Origin of the sequence: Micromonospora echinospora, from assembly GCF_014203425.1 — a bacterium.
GTDB classification, from domain to species: Bacteria; Actinomycetota; Actinomycetes; order Mycobacteriales; family Micromonosporaceae; genus Micromonospora; species Micromonospora echinospora_A.
Map to the genome: position 1 here is coordinate 1,820,719 of NZ_JACHJC010000001.1, position 21,087 is coordinate 1,841,805.

The 21,087-nt window shown below is 73.8% G+C and carries 18 protein-coding genes; 4 read left to right on the top strand and 14 right to left on the bottom strand.

The window, feature by feature from the left end:
- Window positions 1-36 precede the first annotated feature (36 nt).
- The 4 genes from FHU28_RS08730 to FHU28_RS08745 are packed head-to-tail and all read right to left on the bottom strand — an operon-like array spanning window position 37 to window position 5,137.
- Complete coding sequence (locus FHU28_RS08730) at window positions 37-1,401, bottom strand: formimidoylglutamate deiminase (RefSeq protein WP_184689362.1); 1,365 nt, start codon at window positions 1,399-1,401, stop codon at window positions 37-39.
- The gene (locus tag FHU28_RS08735) at window positions 1,398-2,618 is read right to left on the bottom strand and encodes an allantoate amidohydrolase (protein ID WP_184682616.1); all 1,221 of its coding nucleotides are present in this window, start codon (window positions 2,616-2,618) and stop codon (window positions 1,398-1,400) included. The genes FHU28_RS08730 and FHU28_RS08735 overlap by 4 nt, the downstream gene beginning before the upstream one ends.
- Before the next feature lie 11 nt (window positions 2,619-2,629).
- Window positions 2,630-4,276 (bottom strand): urocanate hydratase, encoded by a 1,647-nt coding sequence (hutU, locus tag FHU28_RS08740; RefSeq protein WP_184682618.1) that lies wholly within the window; start codon window positions 4,274-4,276, stop codon window positions 2,630-2,632.
- A 12-nt stretch (window positions 4,277-4,288) separates the two neighbouring features.
- Window positions 4,289-5,137 (bottom strand): MurR/RpiR family transcriptional regulator, encoded by an 849-nt coding sequence (locus FHU28_RS08745; protein ID WP_184682620.1) that lies wholly within the window; start codon window positions 5,135-5,137, stop codon window positions 4,289-4,291.
- Between the two features lie 114 nt (window positions 5,138-5,251).
- Between FHU28_RS08745 and FHU28_RS08750 the strand changes: the two genes are divergently transcribed.
- Window positions 5,252-6,445 (top strand): hypothetical protein, encoded by a 1,194-nt coding sequence (locus FHU28_RS08750; RefSeq protein WP_184682622.1) that lies wholly within the window; start codon window positions 5,252-5,254, stop codon window positions 6,443-6,445.
- A gap of 13 nt (window positions 6,446-6,458) precedes the next feature.
- Here FHU28_RS08750 and FHU28_RS08755 read toward each other — a convergent pair whose 3' ends face one another.
- Window positions 6,459-8,048, bottom strand: coding sequence for a hypothetical protein (locus tag FHU28_RS08755; RefSeq protein ID WP_184682624.1), 1,590 nt, complete (start codon window positions 8,046-8,048; stop codon window positions 6,459-6,461).
- A gap of 198 nt (window positions 8,049-8,246) precedes the next feature.
- Here FHU28_RS08755 and FHU28_RS33030 point away from each other — a divergent pair, with 198 nt between their 5' ends.
- On the top strand, window positions 8,247-9,851 hold the full coding sequence (locus FHU28_RS33030; protein WP_184682626.1) for an O-antigen ligase family protein: 1,605 nt from the start codon (window positions 8,247-8,249) through the stop codon (window positions 9,849-9,851).
- On the opposite strand, the gene FHU28_RS08765 is transcribed toward FHU28_RS33030, so the two are convergent.
- From FHU28_RS08765 to rfbA, 8 genes are all read right to left on the bottom strand, one after another.
- A complete protein-coding gene (locus tag FHU28_RS08765) occupies window positions 9,848-11,128 on the bottom strand; it encodes an acyltransferase family protein (RefSeq protein WP_184682628.1) in 1,281 nt (426 codons plus the stop codon). The two genes, FHU28_RS33030 and FHU28_RS08765, sit on opposite strands and share 4 nt — an antisense overlap.
- Before the next feature lie 15 nt (window positions 11,129-11,143).
- Window positions 11,144-11,950 (bottom strand): glycosyltransferase family 2 protein, encoded by an 807-nt coding sequence (locus FHU28_RS08770; RefSeq protein WP_311773549.1) that lies wholly within the window; start codon window positions 11,948-11,950, stop codon window positions 11,144-11,146.
- 23 nt (window positions 11,951-11,973) lie between these two features.
- On the bottom strand, window positions 11,974-12,891 hold the full coding sequence (locus tag FHU28_RS08775; protein ID WP_184682632.1) for a glycosyltransferase family 2 protein: 918 nt from the start codon (window positions 12,889-12,891) through the stop codon (window positions 11,974-11,976).
- A complete protein-coding gene (locus tag FHU28_RS08780; protein WP_184682634.1) occupies window positions 12,888-13,964 on the bottom strand; it encodes a glycosyltransferase family 4 protein in 1,077 nt (358 codons plus the stop codon). The genes FHU28_RS08775 and FHU28_RS08780 overlap by 4 nt, the downstream gene beginning before the upstream one ends.
- Window positions 13,961-14,812: a glycosyltransferase gene (locus FHU28_RS08785; protein ID WP_184682636.1), complete on the bottom strand. Its 852-nt coding sequence runs from the start codon at window positions 14,810-14,812 to the stop codon at window positions 13,961-13,963. Before FHU28_RS08785 ends, FHU28_RS08780 begins: the two co-directional genes overlap by 4 nt.
- 1 nt (window position 14,813) lies before the next feature.
- Window positions 14,814-16,082, bottom strand: a complete 1,269-nt coding sequence (locus tag FHU28_RS08790) for a hypothetical protein (RefSeq protein WP_311773550.1) — start codon at window positions 16,080-16,082, stop codon at window positions 14,814-14,816.
- Window positions 16,083-16,161: 79 nt separating this feature from the next.
- Window positions 16,162-16,788, bottom strand: a complete 627-nt coding sequence (locus tag FHU28_RS08795; protein ID WP_184682638.1) for a dTDP-4-dehydrorhamnose 3,5-epimerase family protein — start codon at window positions 16,786-16,788, stop codon at window positions 16,162-16,164.
- Window positions 16,785-17,666, bottom strand: a complete 882-nt coding sequence (gene rfbA / locus FHU28_RS08800) for a glucose-1-phosphate thymidylyltransferase RfbA (RefSeq protein ID WP_184682640.1) — start codon at window positions 17,664-17,666, stop codon at window positions 16,785-16,787. Before rfbA ends, FHU28_RS08795 begins: the two co-directional genes overlap by 4 nt.
- A gap of 86 nt (window positions 17,667-17,752) precedes the next feature.
- Here rfbA and rfbB point away from each other — a divergent pair, with 86 nt between their 5' ends.
- Together rfbB and rfbD are read left to right on the top strand one after the other, a co-directional pair.
- The gene (gene rfbB / locus FHU28_RS08805) at window positions 17,753-18,754 is read left to right on the top strand and encodes a dTDP-glucose 4,6-dehydratase (protein ID WP_184682643.1); all 1,002 of its coding nucleotides are present in this window, start codon (window positions 17,753-17,755) and stop codon (window positions 18,752-18,754) included.
- Complete coding sequence (rfbD, locus tag FHU28_RS08810) at window positions 18,751-19,629, top strand: dTDP-4-dehydrorhamnose reductase (protein ID WP_184682645.1); 879 nt, start codon at window positions 18,751-18,753, stop codon at window positions 19,627-19,629. Before rfbB ends, rfbD begins: the two co-directional genes overlap by 4 nt.
- On the opposite strand, the gene FHU28_RS08815 is transcribed toward rfbD, so the two are convergent.
- Window positions 19,598-21,055, bottom strand: a complete 1,458-nt coding sequence (locus tag FHU28_RS08815) for a sugar transferase (RefSeq protein ID WP_184682647.1) — start codon at window positions 21,053-21,055, stop codon at window positions 19,598-19,600. The two genes, rfbD and FHU28_RS08815, sit on opposite strands and share 32 nt — an antisense overlap.
- Window positions 21,056-21,087: the final 32 nt, after the last annotated feature.

Below are 21,087 nucleotides of genomic sequence, written 5' to 3' on the forward strand. Positions count from 1 at the left end.
CGGGACGGACCGGCCGCCCGGGAAAGCCGCCGGTGCTCACGAGTCCTCCTTCGCGGTCACCGCCGCGATCGAGTCCCGCAGCTCGGTGGGCACGTCCACGGTCAGGTGCCGGCCACCGTCCACCACGGGCCGGCCGTCCACCACGACGCTCGTCACGTCGGCGGCGGTGGCGGCGAAGAACGCGCCGACCGGCGGCACCCCGGCGGTCCGGGCGCTGTCCAGCCGTACCGTGACCAGGTCCGCGCGCTGCCCGACGGCGAGCCGGCCGGCGTCGCCCCAGCCCAGCGCGGCGTGCCCGCCGACGGTGGCGGCGGTGAGCAGCTCGACCGGCGTGAAGTGCCCCCGCCTGCGGGTACGCAGCCGCTCGTCCATCTCCAGCGCGCGGGCCTCCTCGAACAGGTCCACCACGGCGTGGCTGTCGCTGCCGAGGCTCAGCGGGCTGCCCGCGTCGGCCATCCGCCGTACCGGGCCGACCCCGTCGGCCAGGTCGCGCTCGGTGGTGGGGCAGACGCACACCCGGGTACGGCTGTCGCCGAGCAGCGCCACGTCGGCGGCGGTCGGGTGGGTGGCGTGCACCGCTGTGGTGTGCGGGCCGAGGACGCCGTGGTCGGCCAGCAGCCGCGTCGGGGTGCACCCGTGCACGGCCCGGCAGGCGTCGTTCTCGGCGGGCTGCTCGGACAGGTGCACGTGCAGCGGCAGCCCGTTGCGGTCGGCCCAGCCGGCCACGGTGGCGAGCTGCTCGGCGGGGACCGCGCGCACCGAGTGGATGGCCGCGCCGAGCCGGACGTGCTCGTCGGCCGGGCGGAACGCGTCCACCCGCGCCGCCCAGCGCAGCGCGTCGCCGTCACCGAACCGGCGTTGCGGCCCGGTCAGCGGCGCGCCGTCCACGCCCCCGGTCAGGTACGCGGTGTCCAGCAGCGTGAGCCGGACACCGGCGTGCGCGGCGGCCTCCACGAGCGCGGCGGACATGGCGTTCGGGTCGTCGTACGGGGTGCCGCCGGGACCGTGGTGCAGGTAGTGGAACTCGCCCACGCAGGTGATCCCGGCCAGCGCCATCTCCGCGTACACGGCGCGGGCCAGCGCCAGGTAGGTGTCCGGGTCGAGCCGGGTCGCTATCGCGTACATCAGGCTGCGCCAGGACCAGAAGTCGCCGCGCCCGTCGTGGGTGCGCCCGCGCAGCGCCCGGTGGAACGCGTGCGAGTGGGCGTTTGCGAGGCCGGGCACCGTCAGCCCGGGCAGCCGTACCGCGTCGCCGAGCACCTCCACCCCGGCGGTCGGCGGACCGTCGACGGTCAGCGGGGTGACCGCGGTGAGCCGTCCGTCGGTCGCCTCGATCAGCACGTCCCGGGTGGGCTCGGCGCGGTCGGGCAGCCAGGCGTACTCGGCCAGCCAGCGGGTCAGCGGCATGCCAGCTCCTCCAGGACCCGGGCCAGGGCGGCCACCCCGGCGGCGCAGTCGGCGTCGGTGGCCGCCTCGGCGGGGGAGTGCGACACCCCGGTCGGGTTGCGCACGAACAGCATCGCGGTGGGCAGGTGCGCCGCCAGCACCCCCGCGTCGTGCCCGGCGCCGGTGGGCAGCACCGGCGCGCCGAGCAGCGTGACCAGCCGGTCGGCCAGCCCGCCGTCGAACGCGACGAGCGGGGTCGCCGACTCCTGGGTGCAGGTGAGCGCAGTCCCGTCCCGGCCGGCCCGGTCGGTGGCCTTGGCGCGTACCGCCTCGACCAGACCGTACAGCGTCTCCGCCTCGGCCGCCCGCGCGTCCAGCCAGCCGGTGACCCGGGACGGGATCGCGTTCGTGGCGTTCGGCTCGACCGACACCCGGCCCACAGTGGCGTGCGCGTCGCGCAGCCGGGCCTCCTTGTTCGCCGCCAGCACGGTGAACGCGTAGGTGAGCATCGGGTCGCGGCGGTCGGCCATCCTTGTCGTACCGGCGTGGTTGCCCTCGCCGGTGAAGTCGAACCGCCACCGGCCGTGCGGCCAGATCGCTGAGGCGACAGCGACCGGCGCGTCCTGGTCGACAAGCGCGCGGCCCTGCTCGACGTGCAGCTCCACGAAGGCCGCGAAGCGGCCGAGCAGCGCCGGGTCGGCGCCCGCCGGCCGCTCGCCCAGCGCCTCGGCGAAGGTCGTCCCGGCCTGGTCGCGCAGCCCGGCGGCGCGGTCGACGTCGATCTCGCCGGTGAGCAGCCGCGACCCCAGGCAGGGTACGCCGAACCGCGCGCCCTCCTCCTCCACGAACGCGGCCACCACCAGCGGCCGGTCCGGGGTGACGCCCGCGGCCCGCAGCTCGTCCACGGCGAGGAACGCGCTGACGATGCCGAGCGGACCGTCGTACGCGCCGCCGTGCGGCACCGAGTCGAAGTGGCTGCCGGTGAGCACCGCGCCCTCGGCCTCCGGGTCGCCCCACCAGGCGAACAGGTTGCCGTTGCCGTCCTCGGAGACCGGCATGCCCCGCCGGTCGGCCTGCTCCCGGAACCAGCCGCGCAGCGTCAGCTCCGGTGCGGTGAGCGCGTAGCGCAGATAGCCGCCGCTGCCGGCGTCCCGCCCGACCGGGGCGATCTCGTCCCACAGCTGGCGGAACCGGTGAGGAAGGGACCCTTCACATGCAGAATGCGTTAACAAGGGGCCCTTCCTTACTCGGCCATCGGGACGCGGACGCCGGTGCGCTCGGCTACCGCGCGGGCGTCGTCGTAGCCGGCGTCGACGTGCCGGATGACGCCCATCGCCGGGTCGTTTGTGAGCACCCGCTCGATCTTCTGCCCCGCGAGGGCGCTGCCGTCGGCCACGCAGACCTGGCCGGCGTGGATGGACCGGCCGATGCCGACCCCGCCGCCGTGGTGGATGGACACCCACGACGCCCCGCTGGCGGTGTTGACGAGCGCGTTCAGCAGCGGCCAGTCGGCGACCGCGTCGGAACCGTCGGCCATCGCCTCGGTCTCCCGGTAGGGGCTCGCCACGCTGCCGCAGTCCAGGTGGTCCCGGCCGATCACCACCGGCGCGCTCAGCTCGCCCGAGGCGACCATCTCGTTGAACCGCACCCCGGCGCGGTCCCGCTCGCCGTAGCCGAGCCAGCAGATCCGCGCCGGCAGGCCCTGGAACGCGACCCGCTCACCGGCCATCCGGATCCACCGGGCGAGGGACTCGTTCTCCGGGAACAGGTCGAGGATGGCCCGGTCGGTGGCGGCGATGTCCTTCGGGTCGCCGGAGAGCGCGGCCCAGCGGAACGGGCCCTTGCCCTCGCAGAACAACGGCCTGATGTACGCGGGCACGAAACCGGGGAAGTCGAACGCCCGCTCGTAGCCGCCGAGCTTGGCTTCGCCCCGGATCGAGTTGCCGTAGTCGAAGACCTCCGCGCCCGCGTCGAGGAAACCGACCATGGCCTCCACGTGCTTGGCCATGGACGCCCGCGCCCGGTCGGTGAACTCGGCCGGCTTGGCCGCCGCGTAGTCCCGCGCGTCGCCCGGGTCCACCCCTTCCGGCACGTACGACAGCGGGTCGTGCGCGCTGGTCTGGTCGGTCACGATGTCGATCGCGACGCCCCGGCGCAGCAGCTCCGGGAAGACGGTGGCGGCGTTGCCGACCACGCCGACGCTGAGCGCCCGCCGGTCCCGCTTCGCCGCGAGGGCCCGCTCGATCGCGTCGTCGAGCGAGTCGGCCACCTCGTCGAGGTAGCGGTCGTGCACCCGCCGGTCCAGCCGCGACCGGTCCACGTCCACGATCAGGCAGGCGCCGCCGTTCATGGTGACCGCGAGCGGCTGCGCTCCGCCCATCCCGCCGCACCCGGCGGTGAGCGTCAGCGTGCCGGCGAGCGTGCCGCCGGAGCGCTTCTCCGCCACCGCGGCGAACGTCTCGTACGTGCCCTGGAGGATGCCCTGGGTGCCGATGTAGATCCACGACCCGGCGGTCATCTGCCCGTACATGGTCAGGCCCAGCGACTCCAGGCGGCGGAACTCCGGCCAGGTGGCCCAGTCGCCGACCAGGTTGGAGTTGGCCAGCAGCACGCGCGGCGCCCACTCGTGGGTCCGCATCACGCCGACCGGGCGGCCCGACTGCACGAGCATCGTCTCGTCGTCGCGCAGCTCGGTCAGCGTCCGCACCAGCGCGTGGTACGACGGCCAGTCCCGGGCCGCCTTGCCGGTGCCGCCGTAGACCACCAGGTCGTCGGGGCGCTCGGCCACCTCCGGGTCGAGATTGTTCATCAGCATCCGCAGGGCGGCCTCCTGCGGCCACCCCTTCGCGGTGCGGGTGACGCCGCGGGCGGCGCGGACGGGCTGGTGCATCTCGTACTCCTCTCAGCCGAGGAACAACTGGCGGCGGGCGGCGGACGACTCGAACGCCTCGAGCCGGTCCTGGGTCTCGGCCGGTGCGGCGTCGCAGATCGCCTGGAGCACCACCATGGCCAGGGTCATCGGTGCGGTGTGCAGGTCGAAGACCAGGTCGGCGCCGACGGCGGCGGGCAGCACCACCTGGGCGTGTTCGGTGGCCGGGCTCACCGGCGAGTCGGTGATCGCCACGACGGTGAGCCCGGCGTCCCGGGCCTCGCGCAGTGCCTCCAGGGTCTCCCGGGGGTAGCGGGGCAGGACGAACGCGAGCAGCGCCGTCGCGCCGGCCGCCGCCGCCTGGTCCAGGCGGTCCACGAGCATGCTGCCGCCGTCGTCGAGCACCCGCACGTCCGGGTGCACCTTGGCGGCGAAGTACGCGAAGTAGGCGGCCAGCGGCGCGGCGGCCCGCAGCCCGAGCACCGGCAGCGGACGGCTGGCGGCGAGCAGCTTCCCCACCTCGGCGACCCGGCCGGCGTCGGCGAGCTGCTCGGCGAGCCGGTCGAGGTTGTCCCGCTCGGCGTGGACCGCCCGTTGCAGCGCGTTCCCGGCGCCGTCCTGGTCGGCGGCGCCGCGCGCGCCCAGCTCACGCAGGCGGCGGCGCAGCGCGGGGTAGCCGTCGTGGCCGAGCGCCATGGCGAACCGGGTCACCGAGGGCTGGCTGACGCCGGCCAGCTCGGCCACCTCGGCGGCGGACAGGTACGCCGCCGCGTCCGCGTGCCGCACCAGGCAGTGCGCGATGCGGCGCTGCGTCGGGGTGAGCCGTACGCCGTGGAAGAGGTCGAGCAGGCGGTCAGGGGCGGCCGCACCGCTTTCATTCACGAGCTGACTCTATGCATGAAAACTTTCAGAGCGCAAGCGTCGCGCGACCGCAGGGAGGTCCGGTGAGCGTGCTCTCTGTACTATCCGCACGGCGGGTGAGCAGAGGAGTGGGGCATGCAGCCGGAGGGGCCGTACAGGTTCACCGAGACGTTGGGCGAGTGCCAGGTCGGCCGGGCATGGGCGGCTCTCGACGGGCAGGACCGCCCGGTCACCGTCGCCGTCCTCGAGGGTGCCGCCGCCGGTGACCAGCGCTGGCGGGAGGCCTTCGCCAACGCGGCGAACGTGCTGGCACAGACCCCGGGCGGCCACCGGTACGTCAACGCCGACTTCGCCGCCGCCGAGCCCTGGATCGCGTACCCGTCCGAAGAGGAGGGTGCGGCCGAGCGGCTGTTCCGCAGCCTCGGCATGGACTACCAGCGCATCCCGACGGCCGAGATGCTCCCGCCGCCCCCGGCCGCCGCCCCTGTCTCCGCGCCGCCCCAGTTGCCGTGGGTTCCGCAGCCCTGGGCGATGGCGGCTCAGCCGATCTCCGGCGCGCCGATGTCCCCGGCCGCCGTCTCCGCGACGTCCGGGGTTCCCGCGACGTCCGCCGTCTCCGCGCCACCCGCTGTCGCCTCGGCGCCGGTGGCCACCGATCCGCTGGATCCGTCCGGCGGACGCCGGATCGCCCCGGTGCAGCCGAAGTCGAAGCGGCGCGACTGGATCTCGATCGTCGGCGCACTGGTGCTCACCCTGGTCGCCGGCACCGCCGGGTTCTTCCTGGGCGCAGGGCGCGAGAAGGAGGCCGCGACGCCCACGCCGTCGGCCAGCCCTTCGCTGCCGCCCTACGAGGCCACGCAGCTCGCCATCAACAAGGCCAAGTTCGAGGGTGAGCTGGCCCCGCTGGTCGAGCCCTGGCTGACCCGGATCGGCGGCTGCACCGTCTACGACCAGCCGGGCGCCCCGAAGCTGCCGACGGACGAGAAGGGGCACGTCTTCTGCCACTACGGCGGCGCGTGGCTGCACTTCACGCTCTACCCGGGACAGAAGCAGAAGGACACCGCGCGGGCGTACCGCCAGCAGCTCAGCCTCGCCGGTGGCTCGCTGGCGCCAGGGCTGCGCGAGGCGAGCACCACGAAGGGCGGGGTGACCGGCAAGCCCGGCAGCTACGTCGAGTACGCCTTCGAGGGCGAGGACGGCCGGGCGATCTGCGGCGTCTGGTGGGACCCCGACGACATGCAGGGGGCCTTCTACATCGAGACGCTCTGCAAGGACGGTGTGGACGGCAACTGGGACGCCCTGCGCGACCTGTGGCAGCGCGGCAGCTGACCGCCGCGCCGCGTCATGCCGTACTGATCCGCGCGACCGGTTCGACCCCGCCGGTGACCTGCTCGACGCGGTAGGCGGCGAGCGCCTGCCGCCAGACGTCGACCTCGTCGCCGACGACGTGCGAACGGATCAGCCAGACGCGCGCCCCGTCGCCGCGCTCGGCCGCCAGTTCGACCGCGTGCCGGAGACTGGCTCCGACGGCCGTGGTGTCGTGGCCGGGCACCACCACGACGTCGGACCGGTCGGGCATGTCGACCCACCAGCCCACCGTGTTGCCGTGCGGCACTACCAGCTTCAGCCGCTCGTGGCGGGAGTAGAACGCGAACCCGTACCAGGCCGCGTTGTTCATGACCACGACGTCGTTCGGGAGGCGGTGCCGGGCCACGTACTCGGTCGCCGAACGCACGTCCGTGACGGCGATCGCCGTGTAGTAGAGCCCCGGCCTGTTCCCGTCGAACCGGTACCAGTGGCTGTTGCCGGCCGCGTACCCCCCGAGCAGGACCGCGCAGACGGCCGCGGCCAGGACGGCGGGCCGCACGCGGGGGAGCCGGCGGCAGGCCAGGTCGGCCGCGCGGCTCGCCAGCCCGGCGACCCCGATGCCGGCCACCGCGGCGGCGGTGACGAGCAGGAAGTGCGAGGTACGCAGCTCCAGCAGCGGATAGACCTTCGCGACGCCGACAATCGTCGCGACCACCGGCAGGAGCATCACGGCGACCGCGGCGGCGGGCCGGCCGCGCCTGCGGAGCGTCAGCGTGCCGGCCACGAGCAGGGCGACCACCACCAGCCCGGGCGCGCCGACCACCGGCATCAGCGTGTCGATCTGCCGCGCCAGGTAGCCGGGCAGCTCGGTCACGCCGGGGAAGTTGTCGGCCCAGAACTGCTGCATGGGCACGTTGCGGCCCTGCATCGAGATGCCGAAGTAGACGCCGGCGAGGACCAGCCCGGCGTTGAGCCCGGCCACTGTCACCTCGACCAGGCGTAGCCACTGCCGCCGGACCGCCGTGACCAGCAGCAGACCGCCGAACGCGCACGGCGCCACGATCGCGGTGACGTGGCTGACCAGCATGCCCGCGGCGACGGCGGCGGTGAGCACGTTGAGCCGCCGGCGCGACCACCGCTGTTCGACCCAGGCGACCAGGGCGAGCACGCCCACGGCCACGGCGGCGTCGGCGGTGTACTGCTTGAGATCGTGGCGCACCTGCTGGGCGGGGAGCAGCAGGACCGCCGCCGCGCAGGCCGCCCCGGCCACCACGCCCCGGCCGGGCGTCGACCACCGCAGCGCCCGGCCGAAACCGTACGCCGCCACGACCGCGAGCCCCTGGAACGCCAGAGTGACCAGCCGCAGGTCGTCCGGGTCGGGTACCAGCCGCAGCAGGAGGCTCCAGCCGAGCGGGCTGGACGACGTGGTGACCGGCAGATCGCCCAGCGGGAAGCGGACGGACAGGGCGACCCACGCCTCGTCGAGCCAGTACGGCGCGGAGAGCATGGTCTTGACGTCGTGCAGGATCGGCAGGAGGCACAGCAGAGCGAGGACGGCGGTGGTGTCCCACAGGATCGGGCGGGGCCCCGGCGGGCGGTCCGCCGCCCCGCCGCTTCTGTCCACATCGGCTGGTCTCACCCGTGCAACCACGCAGATCCCTATCCCCGCCTGCCGACCGGCCGTCACCCTAACCCACCACTCAGGTGCGTCGACAGGCCCGGACCTGCGGGCCGGCGTCCCCGGCCCCAGGGCTGGTGCCGATCGGCCACGGCTGATCCGTACGATCGTGCGGTGCGCGTGTTGGGGGACAGGATCAGGGGCGTGGAGCGCAGGGTGCGTCACCTCGGCCTCGGCCTTGTCGTTCTGGCGGCCGGGTTCCTGCTGACGGGCAGGTGGCAGCTGGCGCTCGGGGTCGGGGTCGGCGCCCTGCTCGGCTGGGTGCTGACGGAACCGGTCCGGATCACCTGGGCGGTCTTCGTCATCGCGTTCGCCGTCCCGGTGACCATCGACGTCGGTTATCCGACGAATCCCTCGTACGCGTTGCTGCTGGTCCTGTTCCTCCTCGCCGCGTGGGGGCGGGTGCTGCGCGCCGAACGCGACGGGTGGCCGCCGAAGGCGCTCGCGGCGGCGCTGCTGCTTCCGGCGTGCGCGGTGCTCGCGGGGCTCGTCCACTGGCACGGGGTGAAGCCGATCGCCGTCGGCGTCGCGCCTCTGCTGTGCTTCGGCGTGCTGGCCTGGCACCTCGCGGAGGAGGCGCGGCACGACCGGCGGACCGTCCTGCGGATCGCGGAGGCCCTCACCTGGTTCAGCGTCGCCGTGGCCGCGTTCGCCAAGTATCAGACCGCTTCCCGGAGCTGGCCGATCTTCGACCAGTTCGCGTACGACTGGACCTACACCTCGGCGTTCGACGCGACCCGGGCGGTGGGCCTGTCCGGGCACCCCATCATCTACGGCACGTTCGCCATGGCGATGGTGCTCGTCGCGCTGACCCTCCGGGGCCGGTTCTGGTACGTGCCGGTCACCGCCAACCTCGTCGGCCTGGTGCTCTCGGGCACCCGCAGCGCCTGGGTGGGCACGGTTCTCGCGCTCGGGTTCTGGCTGCTCCTTCAGTGGCGTAAGGCCAGCTGGCGCGGCCTGGGCAGCGCTGCCGCCATCACCGCGATCACCTGGGCGCTCGTGGCGTTCAGCCCGCCGGCCCTGCTGCCCGACACCACCGCCTCGACGCCGACCGGCCAGGGCGCCGCCACCGCCACCGCCACCGCCACCGCCCCGCCCCCGAGTCCGGCCGCCCCGGCGGCGAGTTCGGCGGCGCCGGCTCCCGAGTCGCCCGTGTCCACGCCGAGCCCGGCCGCTCCGGCGCCTCCGACGGCGAGTTCCGTGGCGCCGGAGCCCAGCGCGCCGGCCCCGGCGGCGCCGACCGGGAGCGCCGTGGACTCCGTCGACGTGGCGGGATCACGGATCTCCGACCCGGCCAGCGCCGACGCCCGCTTCACGCGCATGAGCGTGGTCTGGGACGGCATCACCCGCGACTGGTCCACAGTGGTCTTCGGCAACGGGCCGGAAGCCAACGTGCGGTTCCTGGAAAACGTCGGCATCGGCGACGGTCAGGCCCAGGTCTTCGACAACACCTACCTGACGTTCTGGTACAACTTTGGCCTGATCGGACTGGCCTGCCTGCTGGCGCTCCTGGTGCTGCTGTACCGGCGCCTCCGGTCGCTGCCGGCCCGCCTCCTGCTGGTCGGGTTCGCGGCCCAGATCTTCTTCTTCGACGTGTGGCTGTGGCTGGGCGCCGTGGCCGTGCTGCTCCTGGCGGTCGCGCTGGGCGCCGCCGACAACCCGTCCCTGTCGGCGCGAGCGCTGCCGCTGCCCCGTCGCCGGCGACCGGGCACGGAAGCCGCCGCCCCGGCCGCCGCGGGCCCGCGCTAACCGGCGGCGGGCGCGGCAGCCGGATTCCGCTCGACGTCCGCCGCGCGCCCGGGCTCCGGACGCGGGCCGGGCGGTGGATCGCCGGACGGCTCGCGCAGCCCGGGCGGCGTCCAGTCCTTTCCCCGCAGCGCCGGCTTCTCGACCAGGTGCCAGGAGAGCATCGCCAATCCGAGGCTGAGCAGCGCGCTGACCAGGAAGAACCCGGCCACGCCGAGGGCCGGTAGGCCGATCTTGGCGAGCACCTGCTGCACCACGAACGAGTAGATGTAGACCCCGTACGAGTAGTCGTTGTCGCGGCCGACGCGGTGCAGCATCGTCGGCAGCCGCACGGCCAGCCAGAGGACGGCGTACGCGTAGGCGAGCAGCGCCGGGGCGAAGAACGCCCCGTCGGCGGCGTTCGGCCCCGGGCCGACGAAGTCGCCACGCGCGGCGAGCCAGCCGACCGTCCCGAGCGCGAGCGCGCCGAGCAGGTCGTTCATCGGCAGCCGGTCGCGGTACAGCTCGGCGGCCCCGCCGGCCAGGAACATGAATCCGTACCAGAGCAGGTAGGTCTTCTCCAGCGTGCCGAGCATCGGCAGCGGACCGATGGCCCCGCTCGTCCAGACCGCCGCCCCGGGCTGGAGATGGTTCCAGCAGAGGACGCCGAACACCGCGACCACGGCGAGCAGTGTGAGCCAGCGGAGCTGCCGGCGAAGGACGGTCAGCGCGGCCAGGACGGCCACCGCCAGATAGCAGTAGATCTCGTAGGCGAGGGTCCACAACGACCCGTTGAGCGTGTTCCCGCCCTGCCAGTGCCAGTACGGGGTGTCTCCGCGCAGCAGGTCGGCGATGCCGAACTGCCGCAGCCCGCCCCACCAGTTCTGCCGCAGGTAGTCGAGCACGCCGCCCGGGCTGCGCCACAGCCCGTCGACAGTGCCGTGCCGGTCCAGGTACAGCAGCGGCGCGACGACCAGGCCGGTGAACAGCAGGCAGACCCACAGGCCGGGCCAGATCCGCAGCGCCCGGTGCCACAGGAAGCGGGGCACCGAGTTGCGCCGCGCCGATCCGACGACGAGGAACCCGGAGATCGTGAAGAAGCCCGCCACCGCCAGGGCGCCCAGGTCGACCCGGTGCAGCAGCGGACGCCCGAATCCGAGCGCGGCGGTGTGGGACAGCACCACGGCCAGCGCGAAGGCGAGTCGCAGGGCGCCGAATCCGTTGGCGCGGCCGTGGTACGCCGTAGCCATCGGCTGCGACACGAGCGCACGCCGGACGGCGGTCTTCAGGAGGGGAGGCACGCGGACCGACCCGGCTCAGCCGGCCACCGGCGGGCGGGGCGCGGGCACCCGTGAACCGATCAGGCCGGCCGCCCGGTGGTGCCGGCGTGCGGCCGGCGGCAGGCCGACCAGGAACTCGGGGAACATGCCGAAGAAGACCCGGGCGCTGCGCAGCTCCAGCGTGTGCGCCGGCGACCACCGCACCGAGTTCGTCGCCCGCGCCCAGTGGTGGGTCCACCGCACGTCGCCGAGCAGAGCGACAGGGAAACCGCGCTGCCACGCCCGCAGACCCAGCTCGTGGTCCTCGTAGTAGAGGAAGAACCGCTCGTTCCACCCACCCAGCTCGACGAGGTCCGCGGTGCGTCCGGCGACCGCCGCCCCCATCAGCCAGGCGACGTAGCGGACCTCACCCGGCTCCGCCACCATCCGGTACGACGCGTGCAGGCGGGACAGCGGCCACAGCTTCCGGTTGCCGAGCTTCGCGGTGGCGTACGGGAAGCCACGCCCGTTGGGCTGCGGCGTTCCCCCGGTCGTGAGCAGTTGGGGCGCCACCAGGCCGCCGTGCGTGTCCAGGTGCCGCGCGAGCACGTCCAGCCCGTCCGGGCGGACCTCCAGGTCCGGGTTCGCGAAGAGGAGGTACCTGCCGCCGGCCTCGTGCAGCGCGACGTTGTTGGCCCGGGAGAAGCCGACGTTCTCCGGCAGCGGGATGACCCGGGCGCCCAACTCCCGGGCCACCGCCGCGGAGTCGTCGGACGACGCGTTGTCCACCACGATCCACTCGTACGGCTTCTCGCCGCGCCAGCAGCGGCGCAGCGTGTCCGCCGAGTTGTAGGTGACAGTCACGACACTCCACGGGTGTCCCGTCATCACGCTCTCCGAACTGTCAGATAGCTGAGCAGAGTCGCGAAGCCGAACCGCTTGCCGGTCCACTGCCGGCGGGCGGCCGGCCCCTGCCGCAGGCCGTGTCCCACGCCGCGCAGGAACGGCCGCAGCAGGCCCTGGCGGACACGCCGGGCGGCGAGCGCGACGTGCGCCAACGCGAGGACCGGGAGCGCGACGAGCAGCAGCGGCCAGGTGAGCGTCCGCGCCGCGACCAGGAGCCGGTTGCGGGCCAGGAGGAACGCCCGGAAGCCCTGCAGCCGGTCGTCGCCGTCGACGCTGTGCCCACCGGCGTGGGGGAGCATGAGATCCAGCGGGCGGGTGGGCGTCCCCGAGGCGTAGAGCCGCAGAGCGAGGTCGGCGTCCTCACCCCACGCGAACAGGTGCTCGTAGAACCCGCCGAACCTGCGGTACAGGTCGGTGGGGAAGACCGCCGCGCCGCCGGACGGGCCCAGTGGCGCCCGCGCCGTCGTGGCGGACCGGTCGATGAACAGCGAGACCGGGTTCAGGTCGATGCCCACGTACTCGCCGCCGTGCATGGCCAGGCCGACCGCGACCGGGGTGCCGGGGTCCTCCGCGACGGTGGCGCAGATGCGGGCCAGCGCGCCGTCGGGCAGCCAGACGTCCGGGTTCAGCAGCAGCACGTGGCTGGTGGTGGTGGCCGCGACGGCCCGGTTGCAGCCGGCCGCGAACCCGGGGTTGGACGAGTCGGGGAGGTACCGGTACCGGTCGTGGTCGAGGCAGCCGGCGATGATCTCCGCGCATCCGTCCTCGGGCCAGTTGTCGGCGAAGACGAACCGGACCGGCAGACCTTCGGCGCTGCGTACCCAGGTGGGCAGCGTCTCGGCGAGCATGCCGGCGGACCGGTACAGCACCGTGACCACAGTCAGCTCCACGGCGGTCATAGCAGCGACCGGTACAGACTCTGCCAGCGCGTCACGCACCGGTCGAAGGCGTACTCCTGGGCGTACCACTCGGCCACGGCCTGCCGCTCGTCGGCGGGCCCGGCGTGGGCCAGCGCCCGGCGGACGGCGGCGGCCAGCGCGGCGGGGCTGAGGTCGGCCCGGACGGCGAGCGTGCCGGTGGCGTGCCGGGTGACCTCGGCCAGGCCGCCGGCCCCGGTGTGCACCACCGGTACGCCCAGGGACAGCGCCTCCAGCGCGCTGAGCCCGAACGACTCGACCCGGGACGGGACCAGGAGGCAGTCGACGCGCCGCAGGAAGTCCGCCGCGCTGACCCGCCCGACGAGTTCCAGGTTCGGCCGGGCCGCGATCGGCAGCGAGCCGGCGCCGGCGACCTTGACGTCCATCTCCGGCAGGTGCGCGGCGGTCTCGGCCAGCAGGTCCGCGCCCTTCTCCCGCTCCAACCGGCCCAGGTAGCCGACCACGGGCCGCCGGCCGGGCGTCGGCGCGTCGGCGGGCTTCGGGCCGGGCCAGTCGGCCGGCAGGGGGTTGGGGATCAGGTGGATGTTCCCGACGCGCCCTCGCTCGCGCAGCTCGGTGGCCTCGAACTCGGACACCGCGACTGTCGCGTGCGGCCGGAGGCGGCGCATCGCCAGGTCCAGCGTGATGTTGGACTGGATGGCGGCCTTCTGCTGCCACGACCCGGCGGTGTCCCGGTACTGCCAGAGGCTGTTGTGCAGGGTGACCACGAGCGGGGTGCGGTCCAGGCTGAGCGCGGCCCGCGCGTGCATGGCGGCGGACAGCAGGTGGGCGCAGACCACGTCCGGCTTCACCTCGCGGACGAGACGACGGATCTCCCGCGCGTAGCCGAGGTCGATCCGGCTGGTCGCGCCGAGCCCGACCCACGGCACCCCGGCCTCGCGCAGCGACCGGCCCACCTCGTCGTCCGAGGTGGCGGCCACCACGTCGACGCCGGTGCGGGCGTGCGCCGGCACCAGTTCGGTGAGCATCCGCTCCGCGCCGCCCAGCTGCCGCCGCCCGGCGCCACCTGTCGTGCAGACGAAGAGCACCTTCACGACGCACGCAGTCCCGCGACGGCCCCGCGCGCTATCGCGCGACGCACGGAGTCGCGGCCCACCGCCGCCCGCAGCAGGATGCCGCAGACGTACGCGGTGGCCGCCACGCGACCACGGCGGCCGCCCAGGTCCCGGCTGGCCCGGATGAACTCGCGGGTACGCCGCTCGGAGATCTCCTCGGCCGACCAGCGGCGCTTCGCCGTCGCGTCGTCCTCGTGCATGATCACGGCGTCCGCCACGTACGCCAGCCGTTTGCCCTGCCGGCGCACCGCCCAGCACAGCCGCATGTCCTCGGAGTAGAAGAACGACGTCTCGTCGACTCCGCCGACGGCGTCGAAGGTGCTGCGCCGCAGCGCGACGAACGGCCCGGTCAGCCAGTCCGCCTGCTCCGGGGGCGCGACGATCCGCAGGCGCGGCACCACGAGGCTCAGCCCGGTGGCGTGGCCCAGCCCGACCCCCATGGTCAGGAACCGGCCGCCCTCGGTCTGCGGCACGCCCTCCGGCGTCACCACCGCGGGGAAGGCCGCGCCCACCTCCGGGTCCTCCAGAGCCGCGAGCAGCCGGGCCACCGCGTCGTCGTGCACGACGATGTCGTTGTTGGAGAGGATGACGTTCGCCCTGCTGGTGTGCCGTACGCCGAGGTTCATGCCCCGGGCGTACCCCAGGTTCGAGCCGGACTGGACATAGGTGACGCCCTGCTGGGCGCAGAACTCGCTCAGCGCCTGGCGGATCTCCGCCGAGCTGCCGTTGTCCACGACGACGATCTCGGCCTCGGCGGGCAGTGACAGGACGCAGGCGCGGGTGCGGTGGAAGTCCTCCCAGGCGAGAACCACGATCGAGACGTCCATCTCACACCATCCCAGGATTCGGCGGCTGCGCTCGTCGCAGGCTCGCTCTCGACGCGAACGCGTGTACGGCGTAGGCGAGCGAGGAGGCGACCGCCGCCCCGACCACACCGGCCCACGGGATGACGCCGAAGTATGCCGGTATCGCGACCGCCGACGTGACGACGGCAACCACTGTGGTCGCCTTCTCGCCCCGCCGCTTCAGCAGCAGGGCGCTCCAGCTCTTCCCGGCCGCCGTGGCGAGCGAGCCCGGCAGGAGCAGCAGCCCGAGCAGCCAGGCGTGCCGGTACTCCGGCGCCAGGAAGCCCAGCACGCCGAGCCCGGCGATCGCGGCCAGGGCGATCGGCAGGGCGGCCTTCACCACCGCCGGCGTCGGGTCCGGCCCGTCCCCGCCGTCCCGGTCGGCCAGGATGCGCTGCGCCCGCACCACGGCGCCGGCCTGCGCGAACTCCAGGGCCGCGACCGCCAGCGCGTAGACGCCGAGCGGACCGGCCCCGGCGAACCTGGCCACCAGGACCTGGTTGAACCGCAGCGTCATCATCTGCGCGAAGATGCCCAGGTGCAGGCTCCCGACCGCGAGCAGGTCGGCCCGGTAGTCCGACCCGGTCGAGGTGGGCGCCGGGGCTGCTCCGGCCCGCCGCAGCCGGACCAGGATCAGGCCGCACACGGCGAAGGCGCTGAGCCACTGGACCCCGAGCCACACCATGCTCCACAGGCCGCCGTCGAGCCGGCCGGCGGCGTAGAGGGCGGCGTAACCGGCGACCAGAACCGCGCCGCTCGCCGCGCGCATCGCGTAGACCAGCCGGAAGCTGCGCTGCCGCAGGGCGATCGACGAGACCGTGTTGAACACGGTCAGACCCACCGCGGACCCGACGCCGACCAGATAGGCGCCGACCCCCGCCGCCGCGGTGAGCAGCGCGGCGGCGACACCGGACAGGAGTACGGAGACGCCGAGGATCGCGACCAGGTACGCCCGCCCGCGGGACTGCACCCAGCCGGCCGGGCGCGAGATGAGGAAGGTGTCGAGCGAGAGCCCGCCGACGGCCGCGCCGAGCGTGGCGCTCACCATGTTCGCCGACAGCTCGCCGCGCTCCGCCGCGGGCAGCGTCACCGACATGACCGCAGCCAGGCCGGTCAGGCCCAGCGCGCCGAGATAGAGGCGCTCGGGCGCGACGAGCCGCCCCAGCAGACCGGCCGCCCGGCGCCGCGACGGAGGTGTCGTGCCGGGGTCCGACGAGGACTGAGCAGCGTCGACCAGCGAACCGCCTGTCACTCGTCTCCCCCAAACGGTGCGGCACAGGTACGGGTACGTCGAGTACCACGTCGCTGGCATTTTCTACCCGAATGACCGGTCAGCTGCAATCAGCCTTCGGGCTCCACCTGGCCGGGTCGGGACTGGCCACGAACGACAGGCAGCTGCGGTAGTCGGGCAGGAGCCCGGCCGTGCGGGCGTGGGCCAGGCTGGGCGCGGCGGCGTCCCGGGCCGACAGCACCGGCGCCTCGACCGGCCAGTCGATCGCCAGGTCCGGGTCGAGGGGGTGCACTGTGTGCTCGGCGCCCGGGTTGTAGGTGGTGGAGCAGAGATAGCTCAGCGTGGCGTCGTCGGTCAGCGCGCAGAAACCGTGCCCCAGGCCCTCGCTGAGATAGACGGCACGCCGGTCGACGTCGTCCAGCCGCACCGCCTCCCACCGCCCGAACGTCGGCGAGCCCACCCGGATGTCCACCACCAGGTCGACGACGGCCCCGCGTACGCAGGTCACGTACTTGGCCTGGCCGGGCGGGACGTCGGCGAAGTGGATGCCGCGGACCACGCCCCGCGCGGAGACGGACAGGTTGCCCTGGGCGAGCCGCAGCGGATGCCCGACCACCTCGGCGAGCCGGTCGAACCGGTACCACTCCATGAACAACCCGCGGGAGTCGCCGTGCTGCCGGGGCGTGATCTCCCAGGCCCCCTCGATGCTCAGCGGCCGGATCTTCATCGGTCGATCCCGCTCGGGCCGTCCAGCAGGCCCAGCAGGTACTCGCCGTAGCCGCTGCGGGTCAGCGGATGGGCGAGCACGCGCAGCCGCTCGTCGTCGATCAGCCCGGAGCGCCAGACCACCTCCTCGACGCAGCCGATCTTCATGCCCTGACGTTCCTCGATCACCCGGACGAACTCGGCGGCCTGCATCATCGAGGTGAACGTGCCGGTGTCCAGCCACGCGGTGCCCCGGTCCAGGACCGTCACCGTCAGCTCGCCCCACGCCCGGTACGTCTCGTTGACCGCGGTGATCTCCAGTTCGCCGCGCGCGCTCGGCGTCAGCTTGCGGGCGATGTCGACCACCCGGTTGTCGTAGAAGTAGAGGCCCGGCACCGCGTACCGGGACCGGGGACGGGCCGGCTTCTCCTCGATCGACAGCACCCGGCCGTCGGCGTCGAACTCGACCACGCCGTACTCCTGCGGGTTCGCCACCGGGTACGCGAAGACCCGGCCGCCCGTCGGCTCGCCGTGCTGGGCGAGCTGCCGGCCGAGCCCGACGCCGTGGAAGATGTTGTCGCCGAGGATCAGCGCCACCGACCCGTCACCGATGAAGTCCGCGCCGAGCAGGAACGCCTGCGCGATGCCCTCCGGGCGGGGCTGCTCGGCGTACGCCAGCCGCAGCCCCCACTGGCTGCCGTCACCGAGCAGCCGCTCGAACTGGGCGCGGTCCTCCGGCGTGGTGACGACAAGGATCTCCCGCACCCCGGCCATCACCAGAGTGGAGAGTGGGTAGTAGACCATCGGCTTGTCGAACACCGGCATCAGCTGCTTGGAGACGGCCCGGGTGATCGGCCACAGCCGGGACCCGGTGCCACCGGCGAGAAGGATTCCACGCACTCGCGGAGACTACCCGTGACGCCGCCACCACCGTGGCCCTTCGACGTCCCGCCTGTGCTGCTCGTACGGCGTAGACTCCTCGACCCGTGAGGATCCTCGTCACCGGCGGCGCCGGCTTCATCGGGTCGGAGTACGTGCGGATGCTGCTGGGCGTGCCCGGCGGCGACGCGGCCGGGGTGCCCGCGCAGGCGCCCACGGCGCTCACCGTTCTGGACAAGCTCACCTACTCCGGCAACCTGGCGAACCTGGCCCCGGTGCGCGACGATCCCCGCCTGCGCTTCGTCCGCGGCGACATCTGCGATCCGGCGCTCGTCGACGAGGTGGTGCCCGGGCACGACGTGATCGTCCACTTCGCGGCCGAGTCGCACGTGGACCGGTCCATCACCGGCGCGGCCCCGTTCGTCACCACGAACGTGCTCGGCACCCAGACGCTGCTGGACGCCGCGCTGCGCCACGGCGCCGGCCGGTTCGTGCACGTCTCCACCGACGAGGTGTACGGCTCGATCGACTCCGGCTCCTGGACGGAGAACTGGCCGCTTTCGCCGAACTCGCCGTACTCCGCCTCGAAGGCCGGGTCCGACCTGCTGGCGCTGGCCTACCACCGCACCCACGGCCTGGACGTGGTGGTGACCCGCTGCTCCAACAACTACGGGCCCTACCAGTTCCCGGAGAAGGTCGTCCCGCTGTTCGTGACGAACCTGCTCGACGGCGGCACCGTGCCGCTGTACGGCGACGGCGGCAACGTGCGCGACTGGCTGCACGTGCACGACCACTGCCGGGGCGTGGCGATGGTGCAGGAGAAGGGGCGGGCCGGCGAGGTCTACCACATCGGCGGCGGCACCGAGCTGACCAACCGGCAGCTCACCGAGCGGCTCCTGGCGGCCTGCGGGGCCGGCTGGGACCGGGTCGTGCCGGTCACCGACCGCAAGGGCCACGACCGCCGGTACTCGCTGGACATCACCAAGATCAGCAGCGAGCTGGGGTACGCGCCCAGCATCGACCTCGACCGGGGCCTGGCCGAGACGGTCCGCTGGTACCGGGACAACCGGGCCTGGTGGGAGCCGCTGAAGACGGCCGGGCACCCATGACCCGGGTGCTCGTCACCGGCGCGGGCGGGATGCTCGGGCGGGATCTGCTCGCCGTGCTGCGGACCCGGCCCGACCTGCCGGTCACCGCCGCCACCCGCGCCGGCCTCGACGTCACCGACGCCGGCGCGGTGCGGGACGCGGTGGGCGGGCACGACGTGGTGCTCAACGCCGCCGCGTGGACCGACGTGGACGGCGCGGAGACGCGCGAGGCGGACGCGACGGCTGTCAACGGCGACGCGGTCGTCCACCTGGCCCACGCCTGTGCCGTGTCCGGCGCGCGCCTGGTGCACGTCTCCACCGACTACGTGTTCGCCGGGAACGCCGTCGAGCCGTACCCGGAGGACGCGCCGACCGGCCCGGTCAACGCGTACGGGCGCGGCAAGCTCGCCGGGGAACGGGCGGTGGCCCGGCTGCTGCCCGAGACCGGGTACGTCGTGCGTACCGCCTGGCTCTACGCCACCCACGGCCGCAACTTCGTCACCACGATGCTGCGGCTGGCCGCCGAACGCGACCGGCTCGACGTGGTGGACGACCAGCGCGGGCAGCCCACCTGGTCGTACCGTCTCGCGGAGCGGCTCGTGGCGCTGGCCGACGCGGCGCTGGCCGGCGACGCGGCGCCCGGGACGTACCACGGCACCGCCGCCGGCGAGACCACCTGGTACGGCCTGGCCCGCGCCGTGTTCGCCCTGCGCGGCCTGGACCCGGACCGGGTCCGGCCCACCACGAGCGACAGTTTCCCGCGCCCGGCGCGGCGCCCCCGCTACAGCGTGCTGGCGCACGGCCGGTGGGCCGCGGCGAAGCTGCCGCCGCCGGAGGACTGGCACGCGGACCTGGCCGAGGCGCTCAGCCTCCCCCGCCCCGGAACACCTCGCTGACGGTCCGCAACACGATCTTGATGTCGAGCCAGAGCGACCAGTTCTCGACGTAGTAGTTGTCGAAGCGTGCCCGGTCCGAGATCGGCGTGTCCCCGCGCAGGCCGCTGACCTGGGCCAGCCCGGTGAGCCCGACCGGTACGCGGTGCCGCATCGCGTAGGTCGGGTACTCCACCGAGAACTTCTCCACGAAGTACGGCCGCTCCGGGCGAGGCCCCACCACGCTCATCTCACCGCGCAGGATGTTCCACAGTTGCGGCAGCTCGTCGAGCGAGGTGCGCCGCATGAACCGCCCGATCGGCCCCACCCGCTGATCGTGCGCGATGGACCAGGTCGTCTGCGACTCGTGCTCGTCCTCCGGGCGCATGGACCGGAACTTGATGACGTGGAACGGCTTGCCGTACCTGCCGATCCGCTCCTGCCGGAAGAACACGCCATGGCCTCCGTCGAGGAACGTGGCGAGGGCGCAGAGCAGCAGCAGCGGGCTCAGCACCACCAGGGCGGTCACCGCGAACACCACGTCCGAGGCCCGCTTGACCCGCCAGCGGGGACCGGTGAGCGTGGTGTCGCCGATCTTGACGATCGGGATGGCGCCGATGTGGTCGGGGTAGCCGCCCTGGCCCCGCGAACCCCACAGGCGCGGCACCGCCCACAGGTCGCACCGCGAGCTGGCCGGGCGCAGCAGCGACTCCATCAGGTCCGACTCGGAGCAGTCCGGGTCGGCGATGACCAGGACCTCGCACTCCAGCATGTCGGTGAGCTTCTCCAGGTCGTCGATCGTGCCGATCAGCGGCACCGCGCCCATGCGCGGACGCGACGGGGCGTCCACCGCGCCGACGAACCGCAGCCCGTACTGCGGGTGGCGGCGCAGCAGCCGGGCGAGTTCCCCGCCGATCGGGCCGCCGCCGACGACGATGGTGTTGCGCTCCACCCACCGGCGCTTCCGGGCCAGCAGGACGAACCGGCAGTTCAGCGCGCGCCCCACGATCACCAGGCCGGCGGAGAACGCGACGCCCTGGACGAAGCCGCTCACGTGCGGCACCGAGTCGTGCCGCAGCGCCGCGATGATGGCCACCATCGCGCCGGAGGCCAGCAGCCGCCCGCCGAGGCTCGGCAGCTCGTCCAGGATGCTGATGTGCCGGCGGGGCCGGTACAGCCCGCCGGCCGCGAAGAAGCCCACTGTGAGGGCCGCGTTGGCCAGCGTGCCACGCCAGTAGTTCTGGGTCAGCAGCAGCGGTGCGAGCAGCGCCGCGACGTCGATGGGCGCGGTCACCATCCACGCGCGCACCCATCGCGTACGCGTCGACGCCCGCGACCCCGCGTAGGGCAGGACCGTTGTCGTGTCCAGGCCGCTGTTCATCGGCGGGTCGTTCGACGGCGGGTCGTTCGACGGCGCGGCCGGATGCTCGAACGCCGGAAGGCGTGGCATGGTCGATCCTCCCCCGTTACGCCGCCGGCCCG

Coding starts and splice junctions, on each gene's coding strand:
- hutU (WP_184682618.1), bottom strand. CDS start 4,276: ATGCACCAGCCCGTCCGCGCCGCCCGCGGCGTCACCCGCACCGCGAAG.
- FHU28_RS08750 (WP_184682622.1), top strand. CDS start 5,252: ATGCAGCCGGAGGGGCCGTACAGGTTCACCGAGACGTTGGGCGAGTGC.
- FHU28_RS08775 (WP_184682632.1), bottom strand. CDS start 12,891: ATGACCGCCGTGGAGCTGACTGTGGTCACGGTGCTGTACCGGTCCGCC.
- FHU28_RS08785 (WP_184682636.1), bottom strand. CDS start 14,812: ATGGACGTCTCGATCGTGGTTCTCGCCTGGGAGGACTTCCACCGCACC.
- FHU28_RS08795 (WP_184682638.1), bottom strand. CDS start 16,788: ATGAAGATCCGGCCGCTGAGCATCGAGGGGGCCTGGGAGATCACGCCC.
- rfbD (WP_184682645.1), top strand. CDS start 18,751: ATGACCCGGGTGCTCGTCACCGGCGCGGGCGGGATGCTCGGGCGGGAT.
- FHU28_RS08815 (WP_184682647.1), bottom strand. CDS start 21,055: ATGCCACGCCTTCCGGCGTTCGAGCATCCGGCCGCGCCGTCGAACGAC.